Annotated in this window: 11 protein-coding genes; 3 read left to right on the top strand and 8 right to left on the bottom strand. The window is 60.7% G+C overall.

Going from position 1 to position 12942, the window contains the following annotated elements:
- Positions 1-16: 16 nt before the first annotated feature.
- The 4 genes from M5G18_RS26040 to M5G18_RS26025 all read right to left on the bottom strand — a co-directional run bounded on the left by M5G18_RS26040 (position 17) and on the right by M5G18_RS26025 (position 3200).
- Positions 17-421, bottom strand: coding sequence for a SufE family protein (locus M5G18_RS26040; RefSeq protein ID WP_273896374.1), 405 nt, complete (start codon positions 419-421; stop codon positions 17-19).
- Positions 418-1623 (bottom strand): aminotransferase class V-fold PLP-dependent enzyme, encoded by a 1206-nt coding sequence (locus tag M5G18_RS26035; protein WP_273896375.1) that lies wholly within the window; start codon positions 1621-1623, stop codon positions 418-420. The genes M5G18_RS26040 and M5G18_RS26035 overlap by 4 nt, the downstream gene beginning before the upstream one ends.
- A 148-nt stretch (positions 1624-1771) precedes the next feature.
- A complete protein-coding gene (gene dapD / locus M5G18_RS26030; RefSeq protein WP_007954762.1) occupies positions 1772-2806 on the bottom strand; it encodes a 2,3,4,5-tetrahydropyridine-2,6-dicarboxylate N-succinyltransferase in 1035 nt (344 codons plus the stop codon).
- A 31-nt stretch (positions 2807-2837) separates the two neighbouring features.
- Positions 2838-3200, bottom strand: a complete 363-nt coding sequence (locus M5G18_RS26025) for an ArsC family reductase (protein ID WP_003222107.1) — start codon at positions 3198-3200, stop codon at positions 2838-2840.
- A gap of 182 nt (positions 3201-3382) precedes the next feature.
- Between M5G18_RS26025 and M5G18_RS26020 the strand changes: the two genes are divergently transcribed.
- On the top strand, positions 3383-5014 hold the full coding sequence (locus M5G18_RS26020) for a Na+/H+ antiporter (protein WP_273896376.1): 1632 nt from the start codon (positions 3383-3385) through the stop codon (positions 5012-5014).
- Between the two features lie 7 nt (positions 5015-5021).
- On the opposite strand, the gene M5G18_RS26015 is transcribed toward M5G18_RS26020, so the two are convergent.
- The 4 genes from M5G18_RS26015 to map all read right to left on the bottom strand — a co-directional run bounded on the left by M5G18_RS26015 (position 5022) and on the right by map (position 10687).
- Positions 5022-5750, bottom strand: coding sequence for a zinc metalloprotease (locus M5G18_RS26015; RefSeq protein ID WP_273896377.1), 729 nt, complete (start codon positions 5748-5750; stop codon positions 5022-5024).
- A 168-nt stretch (positions 5751-5918) separates the two neighbouring features.
- Positions 5919-7118 (bottom strand): succinyldiaminopimelate transaminase, encoded by a 1200-nt coding sequence (dapC, locus tag M5G18_RS26010; protein WP_085605211.1) that lies wholly within the window; start codon positions 7116-7118, stop codon positions 5919-5921.
- Between the two features lie 43 nt (positions 7119-7161).
- Positions 7162-9864, bottom strand: coding sequence for a [protein-PII] uridylyltransferase (locus M5G18_RS26005; RefSeq protein WP_007954768.1), 2703 nt, complete (start codon positions 9862-9864; stop codon positions 7162-7164).
- Between the two features lie 40 nt (positions 9865-9904).
- Positions 9905-10687, bottom strand: a complete 783-nt coding sequence (gene map / locus M5G18_RS26000; protein ID WP_127797061.1) for a type I methionyl aminopeptidase — start codon at positions 10685-10687, stop codon at positions 9905-9907.
- A gap of 374 nt (positions 10688-11061) precedes the next feature.
- On the opposite strand from map, the gene rpsB reads away from it, so the two are divergent.
- Together rpsB and tsf are read left to right on the top strand one after the other, a co-directional pair.
- A complete protein-coding gene (gene rpsB, locus M5G18_RS25995; protein ID WP_003222119.1) occupies positions 11062-11799 on the top strand; it encodes a 30S ribosomal protein S2 in 738 nt (245 codons plus the stop codon).
- 190 nt (positions 11800-11989) lie between these two features.
- Positions 11990-12853 carry a translation elongation factor Ts gene (gene tsf / locus M5G18_RS25990; protein ID WP_273896379.1) on the top strand — a complete coding sequence of 288 codons (864 nt, stop codon included), beginning with the start codon at positions 11990-11992 and terminating at the stop codon, positions 12851-12853.
- Positions 12854-12942 lie beyond the last annotated feature (89 nt).

Here is a 12942-nt window from a genome sequence, read left to right as displayed (position 1 = left end):
CTGCGCAGCAGCCCTTTTACTGCGCCAACTCGTTCATCCGCTTGAGCACGGCATTCAAGCCATTGCTGCGCGAAGGCGACAATTGCCGCGACAGTCCCAGCTGATTGAACCAGTCCGGCAGATCAACCTGCTGCAACTCGCCAGCGGTCAAGCCGTTGACCCGCAGCAGCAACAACGCCACCAACCCGCGAATCATCCGCGCATCGCTGCTGGCTGCGAATTGCCAGTGGCCATCGCGCAATTCGCCAACCAGCCACACCTGGCTTTCACAGCCATGCACCCGATTGGCGTCGCATTTGTCCGCATCGCTCAACGGCGGCAGACGATCACCGAACTGCATCAACAGCCGCGCCCGTTGTTCCCAACCAGCGGCGTTCTGAAACGTTTGCAGCGCCTCGGCGGCCTCGACCGGCAGGCTCATCGCAACAACTCCAGCGCCTGATCCAACGCTTCAAAGAACCGTTCCAGATCCTCGGAATCGTTGTACAGCGCCAGCGACACGCGAATCGCCCCGGCCAGTTCGAAACGCTTGAGCAGCGGCATCGCGCAGTGGTGACCGGCACGTACGGCGATGCCCTGTTCGGTCAGCAAGTGCGCCAGATCGGCGTTGTGCACACCTTCCACGACAAAACTGGCCAGCGCCAGTTGCGGTTTGCCCAGCAGACGGATGCCATTGCGGGCAGCGAGGCCGCGCAACAGATAGTCGTGCAGCGCCGCTTCGTGGGCAGACACCGCGTCCTGATCCAGACCAGCGAGGTAGTCGAGGGTCGCGCCAAGGCCGATCACGCTGGCAATCGGCGGCGTTCCGGCTTCGAAGCCCAGTGGGGCAGGGCGGAAACGCGCGTCGTGATAATTGGCTTCCAGCACCATCTCACCACCGAACTGCCACGGGCGCAGCTGTTCGAGCGCTGCGTTGCGCCCGAACAACACGCCAAGGCCATCGGGGCCGTACAGCTTGTGGCTGGAAAACACGTAAAAGTCGCAACCCAGCGCCTGCACGTCATGCCGGCCGTGGACCACGCCTTGAGCGCCATCGACCACGGTCAGCGCGTTGTGCGCCTTGGCCATCGCCAGCAACGCCGGCAACGGTTGCCAGGCGCCAAGCACGTTGGACAACTGGCTGACCGCCAGCAGACGGGTGCGCGGCCCGATCAGGTGAACGGCAGCGGCGAGGTCGATCACGCCGTCCTCGTCCAGCGGCAGGATTACCAGCTTCAGGTCGCGACGTTGTGCCAATTGCTGCCACGGCAGCAGGTTGGCGTGATGCTCCAGGGCGCTGATGACAATTTCATCGCCCGGATGGAAAAGATGTTCCAGGCCATAGGCCAGGAGATTCAGCGCACTGGTGGCGCCGTGGGTGAAGATGATCTGCCCGCTGTCACCGGCATTCAGCCACTGGGCAACCTTCAGGCGGCTGTCCTCGAACGCCTGCGTGGCATGGGCGCCGGGCAGATGCTGGGCACGATGCACGTTGGCCGCGCCATTGGCGTAGTAATGCGCCAGCGCGTCGAGCAGGGCCTGGGGTTTTTGCGTGGTGGCGGCGTTGTCCAGGTAAGTCTGGTCTTGCCGTTGCAGGGCGGCGATGGCCGGGAAATCGGCGCGCCAGGGGGAGGGAATCATCATCTGTTCAGCCCTGTGAACTTGGGCGGGTATACACCGAACCTTGTGGGAGCGGGCTTGCTCGCGAAAGCGTCGTGTCAGTCGAAATCAAGGGTGACTGACATACCGTCTTCGCGAGCAAGCCCGCTCCCACAGGAGGTCACAGCGGCGCTTAGTTGTGAGCGTGCAGTGCTTCGTTCAGTTCGATCGCCGATTTGTGGGTTTTGCATTCCACAGCGCCGGTTTCCGAATTGCGACGGAACAGCAGGTCAGTCTGACCAGCCAGTTCACGGGCTTTCACCACTTTGACCAGATTATTGTGCTCGTCCAGCAGCGCGACTTTGGTGCCGGCGGTCACGTACAGGCCCGACTCGACGGTGTTGCGGTCGCCCAGCGGGATACCGATACCGGCGTTTGCGCCGATCAGGCAGCCTTCGCCGACCTTGATCACGATGTTGCCGCCGCCCGACAGGGTGCCCATGGTCGAGCAGCCGCCGCCCAGGTCCGAACCCTTGCCGACGAAGACGCCAGCGGAGACGCGGCCTTCGATCATGCCCGGGCCTTCGGTGCCGGCGTTGAAGTTGATGAAACCTTCGTGCATCACGGTGGTGCCTTCGCCCACGTAGGCGCCCAGACGCAGACGTGCAGCGTCAGCGATACGCACGCCGGCCGGTACCACGTAGTCGGTCATTTTCGGGAACTTGTCCACCGAGAACACTTCCAGCAACTCGCCGCGCAGACGAGCTTCGAGTTGCAGCTCGGCCAGTTCGCTCAGGTCGATCGCGCCCTGGCTGGTCCAGGCCACGTTTGGCAGCAGCGGGAAGATCCCGGCCAGGCTCACGCCGTGCGGCTTGACCAGACGATGGGACAGCAGATGCAGCTTCAGATAAGCCTCAGGAGTCGAGGTCAGCTGAGCGTCTTCGGCCAGCAGGGTGGCGACCAGTGGCTTGTGGCTTTCAGCCAGACGGGTCAGCAGCTTGCCTTGTACCGCGTCAATGCCTTTCACGGCTTCAGCCAGTTGCGCAGCCTGTGCGGTGGTGAAGGTGATGGCCTGGTTGCCTTCGGTGTAGCCGAGGATCGGTGCAACAGCGGCGACCAGTTCGGCCGAAGGGTTAAGCAGCGGCTGAGCGTAAAACACTTCCAGCCAAGCGCCTTGACGGTTCTGGGTGCCGACGCCGAAGGCAATACTGAACAGGGAGTTGGACATGTGAATACCTCTACAAAAAGTGACGGGCTGCTTACTTGAGCGCGGCCGCGTAGATATCTGGCTTGAAGCCAATCAGGGTTCGGTCACCGAGATCGAGCACCGGGCGCTTGATCATCGAGGGTTGAGCGAGCATCAGTTCGATGGCTTTCGACTGGTCGAGATCGGCTTTGCGTTCGTCGTCGAGTTTGCGAAAGGTCGTGCCTGCGCGGTTCAACACCGTTTGCCAGCCATGCTCGTCGCACCATTGGGTCAGGTGCTCACGGTCAATGCCGGCGGTCTTGTAATCGTGGAAGTCATAGCTGACAGCGTGTTCATCGAGCCAGGTGCGCGCCTTTTTCATGGTGTCGCAGGCTTTGATGCCGAAAAGGTGCAACGTTTTGCTTGAAACGGTCAAGGAATCGCCCCCTTTACAGGTGCTGGAAAAAAATGGTGTCGGATTATGCCATGACCAGACGGTTTCGCGGCGCCGAGGTTGCTTTTGCGGTGGACGCCTGCGACATAGGTGCAACGGTCAGCCACAGCCTAAGCGGCTAATATGGCAGTTCAACGCTGTCGATTGTCCGGGATTTCCGCTTTATGCAAACTGCTTATACCGTCCTGATCCTGCTGATGCTGGTCAGTGTCTCGCGCCTGGTGGGACGGGTGATTCCGCTGCCATTGCCACTGGTGCAGATCGCCGCCGGCGCCTTGCTGGCCTGGCCGACCCTCGGCCTGCACGTGGCCCTTGATCCCGAACTGTTCCTGTTTTTGTTCCTGCCGCCGCTGCTGTTTTCCGATGGCTGGCGCATGCCCAAGCGCGAATTGTGGCGTCTGCGCGGGCCGGTGCTGACGCTAGCGGTGGGGTTGGTGCTGTTTACCGTGGTCGGCGCCGGTTACTTCATTCATTGGTTGCTGCCGACAATTCCATTGCCGGTGGCCTTTGCGCTGGCGGCGGTGCTGTCGCCGACCGATGCCGTGGCGGTCTCGGCCATCGCGCAAAACCGTTTGCCGACGCCGCTGATGCATATGTTGCAAGGCGAGGCGCTGATGAACGATGCGTCGGGTCTGGTGACGTTCAAGTTCGCGCTGGTTGCGGCGATCACCGGGGCATTCTCATTGGCCAACGCGAGCCTGACCTTCGTGCTGGTCGCGGTCGGCGGACTGACGGTGGGTGTGGCACTGAGCTGGCTGGTCGGAAGGTTGCGCGCCTGGATGATCGCCCGGGGCTGGGACGATCCGGCGACGCACGTGGTGTTCATGTTGTTGCTGCCATTCGCCGCTTACGTACTGGCCGAGCGGCTCGGTGCCTCGGGCATTCTTTCGGCCGTGGCGGCGGGGATGATGCAGAGCTGGCTCGATCTGCTGCCGCGCCAGACCAGCACCCGATTGCTCAACCGCAGCGTCTGGTCGTTGCTCGAGTTTGCCTTTAACGGCCTGATCTTCCTGCTGCTGGGGCTGCAACTTCCGGACATCATCAAAGCGGTGGTCAGCCACGAGACCTCGTTGTGGCCGACCCTGTTCTATCGCTGTCTCGATGTGGTGGCGATCTTCCTGGCGCTGGTGCTGTTGCGCTTCATCTGGGTGCAAAGCATCTGGCGTCTGTCAGTGTTGCTGCGCCGTCTGCGCGGCAAGGGTGATCTGACGCAAGTACCGACCGCCCGTTCCTGCTGGCTGCTGACCGTCGGTGGCGTGCGCGGGGCGGTGACCCTGGCAGGCGTGATGTCGGTGCCGATGCTGATGGGCAGTGAGGCGTTCCCCGAGCGCGACCTGCTGATCTTCATCGCCGCCGGAGTGATCCTGTTGTCGCTGGTGGCGGCCTGTATTGCGCTGCCGTTGCTGTTGCGCGGCATCGAAAAGAGCCCGGACGACAAACGCCGCCAGGAAGTACGCGACGCCTGGCGCAAGACGGCCGAAGCGGCGATTCATGCGCTGGAAACCGAAGAGGTCAACCCGCAGGACGCCGCGCAGGCCGCACTGGCAGCGGAGCTCAAGGCGCGGATCATGTCTGAATATCGTCATCAGCTTGAGGTCTTCAACGATTCGGCCGAAGCCCAGGCGTTGGCGTTCCAGATGGATCTGCTGGAGCGCCGTCTGCGGCTCAAGGCGCTGCGTGCGCAACGCCTCGAGTTGTACAGCCTCAGTCGTCAGCACCAGATCGGTGATGACGTGCTGAGGGAAGTTTTGGGCGAGCTGGACTTGAGTGAGGCCAACCTGGGGCAGGTCAAATAGGAAAACGCTACTTGGGATAGAGCAGTCTCATCAGGCGTTTGTCTTTCTTGCTGATCTTGCGGTTGATCGGCACCTCCCAGTTGCCCACCGTCAAGGTGTTTGCCACGGGGTGGTGCATGATCGACCTGCGGTCGTAGGCGGTGTAGATCGCGTCCAGCGTGTCGAAGGAGGCGAACAGGTTTCTGTCGACCTGCGCCTCGGTCAGAGGGTTCATCTCGCGATTTTTGTAGAACTCATACACCTTCGGTTTATCCCACGGAATTTTTGCCTGTGGGTGCTGATGTTCATGCAGCGCGCCCAGCGCATGCCCGAACTCGTGCATCACGATCACTTCAAAGTCCTGGTGATCCGGCTTTACGCCCAGGTTCATGGTCGGATAGTCCGGATGAATCAGCAGCGCATCGGTGCCGAGCATCGAGCTGTTGTCGTTGTTTTTAGTGGCGATGCGGATGTCGCCCAGCAGGTCATCGACGAATTCGAACGTGAGGTTGATGTATGGCAACCACTGGCTGGCGGCGTCGATGATCTTCTTCTTGTGATCGGTATCGGGTGCATCCAGGAAGGCGATCTTCAGCGTGCGGCCGTTGGCCCACAGTTTTGAGTAGTTGACGACGGAGCGCTTGCGGCGTGTGCCGGTCGCGGTGCCGGCATTGGCCGGGTTTTCGTTGATGGCGGCTGTGTAGGCCGCCTGGTCGTCGGGCCATTGATTGAGTTGGCAATCGAGCAGTTCTGTCATTTTTCACTTCTTCCATGAAGTCAAAGATCGGTTTTTAGTGATGCGCAGCGAGCGGCGCCGCCCAAGACTAACGTCTGGCCGATGGGAGAGTGAGGTAGAAACAGGAGGGGAACTGTTACGTGATATTTGATCGCCCGTGCAGGATTGCCCGGCACGGGCGTTCAGGCATTACTTGTGGCGCAGGACGAAATCGCGGATGCGCTCGGCAGCCTCGACGCATTCCGCCAGCGGCGCAACCAGCGCCATGCGCACGCGCCCGGCACCCGGATTGACGCCATCGACGTCACGGGACAGGTACGAACCCGGCACCACTGTCACGTGTTCTTCGGCAAACAGATCGCGGCAGAACGCGGCATCGTCGCCTTGCACATTCGGCCACAGATAGAAGCTGCCATCCGGACGCTGCACGTCCATCACCGGGCTGAGGATCGCCAGCACGGCATCGAACTTCTCGCGGTACAGCGCGCGGTTGGCGCGTACGTGTACTTCGTCATTCCACGCGGCGACGCTGGCCAGTTGGGTCTGAACCGGCATCGCGCAGCCGTGGTAGGTGCGGTACAGCAGGAAGCCCTTGAGGATGTCGGCGTCGCCGGCAACGAAACCGGAGCGCAGGCCCGGCAGGTTCGAGCGCTTGGACAGGCTGTGGAACACCACGCAACGCTTGAAGTCCTTGCGACCCAGTTCGGCGCAAGCGCTGAGCAGGCCCGGCGGCGGAGTCTGTTCGTCGAAGTACAGCTCGCTGTAGCACTCGTCGGCGGCGATTACGAAGTCATATTCGTCGGCCAGGGCGATCAGCTTTTTCAGCACGTCGACCGGAATCAGCGCGCCGGTCGGGTTGCCTGGCGAGCAGAGGAACAGGATCTGGCAGCGCTTCCAGATGTCCGGCGACACTGCGTCGAAATCCGGGTTGAAGCCGTTCTCGTCCAGGCACGGCAGGTAATGTGGCTTGGCGCCGGCGAGGAACGCTGCGCCTTCGTAGATCTGATAGAACGGGTTCGGGCTGACGACCAGTGCGTCGTCACCACGGTTGACCACGGTCTGGGTGAAGGCGAACAGCGCTTCACGGGTGCCGTTGACCGGCAGCACGTTGCGCGCCGGGTCGATCCAGCCGCCCGGCACGCTGAAGCGACGCTCGCACCAGGCGGCAATGGCTTCGCGCAGGGCCGGGATGCCGAGGGTGGTCGGGTACACCGCCATCTGATCCAGATTGTTCGCCAAAGCCTCGGCGACAAAGCTTGGCGAGCGATGCTTCGGTTCGCCGATGGACAGCGCGATAGGGCGCTTGTCCGGGTTTGGCGTGACGCTGCCGAGCAGGGCGCGGAGCTTTTCGAACGGGTAGGGCTGAAGCTGGGACAGAGCGTTGTTCATCGGTGCTGGGTCTCGTGCAAAGCGGTTGAATCCGGGCGCGCAATCAAATGCTGATGCGCGACAGTTTGATATCGGGTTCCTGATTGACGCTCAGCTGTTCGACGATGGCATCCTGCAAACGGCTGCACAGCAGCGGGTCGGACAGCGGTTGATTGTGGGCGTCGGTGATGAAGAACACGTCTTCCACCCGCTCGCCCAGGGTGGCGATCTTGGCGTTCTGCAGCGACAGGTCGAACTCGAGGAAAATCCCGCCGACCCGTGCCAGCAGGCCCGGGCGATCCGGTGCCGTGAGTTCCAGCACCGTCACCGGACGCTGGGCATCGTTGTGGATCGTCACCTGCGGGGCGAACGCGAAATGCTTGAGCTGACGCGGCACCCGACGCTGGATGATCGTCGGGTAGTCGGCCGGGTTGCGCAGGGCTTCGGTCAGGCCGTCGCGAATCTGTTTGACCCGGACAGGATTGTCGCCGATCGAATCGCCATCAGTGTCGAGCACGATGTAGGTGTCGAGGGTGAACTGGCTGCTGGACGTGATGACCCGGGCGTCGTGAATGTTCAGGTTGAGCTGGTCCATCGCGGCCACGGTCACGGCGAAGAAATCGTGCTGGTCCGGCGCATAGATGAAGATCTGCGTGCCGCCCTCGAATTCGCGCTGGGTGGTTTCCTTGATCAGCACCAGCGGACCGCCGTCGGCCGGTTGCTGAAGGATCGCGTCGGTGTGCCAGGCCACGTCGCCGGCGGTGTGGCGCAGGAAGTAGTCGTCACCCAGTTGCGCCCACAATTGCTCGACGTCATCCGGATCGGTGCCGCCGCGTACCAGAATGTCCAGCGCCGCACTCTGGGTCTGGCGGATCTGCTCTTCGCGATCCACCGGGTTTTCCAGGCCACGGCGCAGGGCGCGCTTGGTTTCGGTGTAGAGCTGACGCAACAGGCTGGCACGCCACGAATTCCACAGGGTCGGGTTGGTCGCGTTGATGTCGGCCACGGTCAGCACGTACAGGTAGTCGAGACGGGTTTCGTCGCCGACCGCCAGGGCGAAATCATGGATCACCTGCGGGTCGGACAAGTCCTTGCGCTGGGCAGTGGTCGACATCACCAGGTGGTTTTGCACCAGCCACACGATCAGGCGGCTGTCCCACACCGGCAGTTGGTGACGCTGACAGAACGCCTCGGCATCGACCGCGCCGATCTCCGAGTGATCGCCATGCCGGCCCTTGCCGATGTCGTGATACAGGCCCGCCATATAGATGAGTTCAGGCTTGGGCAGTTTGGCCATGAGCTTGGCGGCCAGCGGGAATTTCTCCGACACCTGGGTGTACTGCAACTTGCGCAGGTGTTTGATCAAGTTCAGCGTGTGCGCATCTACCGTATAGATGTGGAACAGGTCGTGCTGCATCTGCCCGACGATGAAGCCGAACTCCGGCAGGTAGCGCCCGAGAATGCCGTAACGGTTCATCCGCCGCAGGTTGCGGTGGATGCCGATCTTGCACTTGAACAGCTCGATGAACAGGCTGGTGTTGCGGATGTCGTTGCGGAAGTTGTCGTCGATCAGGTGACGGTTTTCCCGCAGCAGACGAATGGTGTCGGCGCGTACACCTTTGATCTCCGGCTGCTGGGCCATCAGCACGAAGATCTCGAGCATGGCAAACGGCGTGCGGCGGAACACGTTGTCGTTGCGTGCCTCGATGTAGCCGTCGTGCAGCTGGAAGCGAGAGTTGATCGGCTGCGGCGGCGCTTCGTCTTCCGGCGCGAGGATGACTTCTTCGAAGTGCTGGATGATCAGGTCGCTGAGCTGGGCGATGCTCATCACGACGCGGAAGTACTGCTGCATGAAGTTTTCGACAGCTTGCTTGGCGTCGTCGCCTTCAAAACCCAGCAGCCCGGCAATGGTGCGCTGGTGATCGAACAGCAGGCGGTCTTCGGAGCGACCGGCCAGCATGTGCAGGGCGTAACGCACCTTCCAGAGGAATTCCTGAGAGGACGCCAGCAGGGCGTTTTCACTCTCGACCAGAAAGCCTTCGCCGGCCAGGGCGCGCAGGTTCAGGGTGCCGTACTGACGACGGGCCACCCACAGAATCGTCTGAATATCCCGTAGTCCGCCGGGCGAGCCTTTGACGTTGGGTTCCAGGTTGTATTCGGTGTCGTTGTACTTGTGGTGGCGAGCCTTCTGCTCGGCGCGCTTGGCCAGGAAGAAATCCTTGCTCGGCCACATGTGTGCGGTACTGGTGACATCGAGCATGCGCTGACGCAGGCGCTCGGGGCCGCAGATGGTGCGGCTTTCCATCAGGTTGGTGACCACCGTCAGGTCGGCGCGCGCCTCTTCGGCGCATTCGTCGACCGAGCGAACGCTCTGACCGACTTCCAGGCCGATGTCCCACAGCAGCGTCAGAAAACGCTCGATGGAATCGCGGAAAATTTCGTGGTCGGCGCTGTCCAGCAGGATCAGCAGGTCGATGTCGGAGTAAGGGTGCAGCTCACCGCGACCGTAGCCGCCGACCGCGACCAGCGCGATGTCGGCGTCTTCGCTCCAGTCGAACTGGTCCCAGGCCTTTTGCAGGATGTTGTCGACGAACCAGGCCCGGTCTTCGATCAGTCGCCGGATGTCGCGACCGGCCCGAAACCGTGCATCGAGCACTTCGCGGGCCTGGCGGATCGCCTTCTTGAACGCCGCGATGGGACTCGCTTTCAGGGCCAGTTCAGCCTGGAACTGACCGCGGTCGAAGAGTTCGGGATCCACCTGCGGCATCGATTGGCTTTCCTTCTATAGGCTGGGAACGGTGTCTGGATCAGGCCGAGATGCGCGGGATGGTGTCGTCGCTGCGCAGGGTGAAGATCTCGTAGCCGGTGTCGGTGACAAGCAAAGTGTGTTCCCACTGTGCCGATAGCTTGCGATCCTTGGTGATCGCGGTCCAGCCGTCGCCCAGTACTTTGGTGTCGGCCTTGCCCTGGTTGATCATCGGCTCGATGGTGAAGGTCATGCCGGCCTTCAGTTCCATGCCGGTGCCGGCGCGACCGTAGTGCAGGATCTGCGGTTCTTCGTGGAACACCTTGCCGATGCCGTGGCCGCAGAATTCACGCACCACCGAGAAGCCGTTCTTTTCAGCGTGCTTCTGGATGATTTCGCCGATGTCGCCGAGGCGGCAGCCGGGTTTGACGATTTCGATCGCCTTGTACATGCATTCCTGGGTGATCTGCGACAGGCGCTCGGCCCAGACCGGCACGGTGCCGACGTGGAACATGCGGCTGGTGTCGCCGTGGTAGCCGTCCTTGATCACCGTGACGTCGATGTTCAGGGTGTCGCCGTTTTTCAGCGGCTTGTCGTTCGGGATGCCGTGGCAGACTACGTGGTTGATCGAGGTGCAGATCGACTTCGGGTAGCCCTTGTAGTTGAGCGGGGCAGGGATGGCCTGCTGCACGTTGACGATATAGTCGTGGCAGATCTGGTTCAGCTCATCGGTGGTCACGCCCGGCTTGACGTGCTCGGCAATCATTTCCAGCACATCGGCGGCCAGTTTGCCGGCGACACGCATGCCAGCGATGTCCTCGGGGGTTTTGAGGGTGACGGTCATACAGGCTCTCTCTGCGCTCGGCGGCGCTTGCTGATACGAACAGGGGCGCGGCTGTTGATTTGGCGGCCCCGAAAAACGCGATTCTAACAGACCGAAGGCGCAAATCCGCGCCTGCGTGCATCGCTTCTCTCTATACAATGTGGTGCATTGTCCCGATTCCAAGGGGCTGGCGCGCATGTCCCTGACGCGATTGCAGATTCCGGGTTCCGTTTGCGTCGTCCCTGTGGTATAAAATGCGCCGCTTTCCGGGGATAGCCCCGAGAGCATTAACCCACACACGTGTCGACACGATGGCCTGGGTGCCTTTGATCCTCGGATCAATGGTTGGTCATTGGGATACGTGGAGGCCCAACCCGACTTATCAAGGAACTATCATGTCCCAAGTCAACATGCGCGATATGCTGAAGGCCGGTGTGCACTTCGGTCACCAAACCCGTTACTGGAATCCGAAAATGGGTAAGTACATTTTCGGCGCGCGTAACAAGATTCACATCATCAACCTTGAAAAAACCCTGCCAATGTTCAACGAAGCTCTGACTTTCGTAGAGCGTCTGGCCCAGGGCAAAAACAAGATTCTGTTCGTCGGCACCAAGCGTTCCGCTGGCAAGATCGTTGCTGAAGAAGCAGCACGTTGCGGTTCGCCGTACGTCGATCACCGCTGGTTGGGCGGCATGCTGACCAACTTCAAGACCATTCGTGCTTCCATCAAGCGTCTGCGTGACCTTGAAGTACAAGCCGAAGACGGTACTTTCGCCAAGCTGACCAAGAAAGAAGCGCTGATGCGCTCCCGTGATCTTGAGAAGCTGGATCGCTCCCTGGGTGGCATCAAGGACATGGGCGGTCTGCCAGACGCACTGTTCGTGATCGACGTTGACCACGAGCGCATCGCGATCACCGAAGCCAACAAGCTGGGCATCCCGGTCATCGGCGTTGTCGATACCAACAGCAGCCCGGAAGGCGTTGACTACATCATCCCAGGCAACGATGACGCAATCCGCGCTATCCAGCTGTACATGGGTTCGATGGCTGACGCAGTGATCCGCGGTCGCAACAACGTTGCTGGCGGCACTGTAGAGTTCGCAGCTGAAGAAACTCAGGCTGCAGCTGAGTAATTGACGCCCTGGCGTTGACTCAGTAAGCAAAAAGGGGGCTTGGCCCCCTTTTTGCCACCTCGAAAACCATCTGTCGGCAGCGCAGCTACAGCATCTGTAACGTGCAGCGGCTACAAGGGGTTTCGGGAAGAATTGAACGCCCGTTCGATCGGGTGGAATGGTTGAAAACCTATCCAAGAGGAATTTGAAAATGGCAGCAATTACTGCAGCGTTGGTCAAAGAACTGCGCGAGCGTACCGGCGAAGGCATGATGGATTGCAAGAAAGCCCTGGAAAAGGCTGACGGCGACATCGAAAAAGCCATTGATGACATGCGCGCTTCGGGCGCCATCAAGGCTGCCAAGAAAGCCGGTAACGTTGCCGCTGAAGGCGCTATCGCCATCAAGGCCGACGACAAGGCAGCCGTGCTGCTGGAAGTCAACTCGCAGACCGACTTCCTGGCCCTGCAAGACGACTTCAAAAACTTCGTTGCTGCCAGCGTAGAAAAAGCCTTCGCCGAGAAACTGACCGACGCAGCTCCGCTGATCGCCGCTCAGGAATCGGCTCGTGAAGCACTGGTTGCCAAAGTCGGCGAGAACGTCAACATCCGTCGTTTGGTACGCGTAGAGGGTGAGGTTGTCGGCACCTACCTGCACGGTAACAAGATCGGTGTTGCTGTTGTCCTGAAAGGCGGCGACGTCGAGCTGGCCAAAGACATCGCAATGCACGTTGCTGCAAGCAACCCTGAGTTCCTGCTGCCTTCGCAAGTCTCCGACGAAGCGATCGAGCGTGAAAAGGCTGTGTTCCTGCAGCTGAACGAAGAGAAGATCAAAGGCAAGCCAGAAAACATTGTTGAGAACATGGTCAAAGGCCGTATCAGCAAGTTCCTGGCAGAAGCGAGCCTGGTTGAGCAGGCGTTCGTCAAGAACCCTGAAGTCAAGGTTGGCGAACTGGCCAAGAAAGCCGGTGCTGAAATCGTTTCCTTCACCTACTTCAAAGTAGGCGAAGGCATCGAGAAGCCGGTCGACAACTTCGCTGAAGAAGTTGCTGCCCAGCTGGCTGCCGCCAAGCAATAAGACGGTTTTTCAACTGTCGCCCGAAAGAGGCTGCCCGCTCACGCGCGCAGCCTCTTTTCAGATAGGGTTACCAATTTTTAATTGGTTTC

Source organism: Pseudomonas aphyarum (assembly GCF_028657055.1).
Classification (GTDB): domain Bacteria; phylum Pseudomonadota; class Gammaproteobacteria; order Pseudomonadales; family Pseudomonadaceae; genus Aquipseudomonas; species Aquipseudomonas aphyarum.
This window is presented reverse-complemented; position numbering and strand designations above follow the sequence as displayed.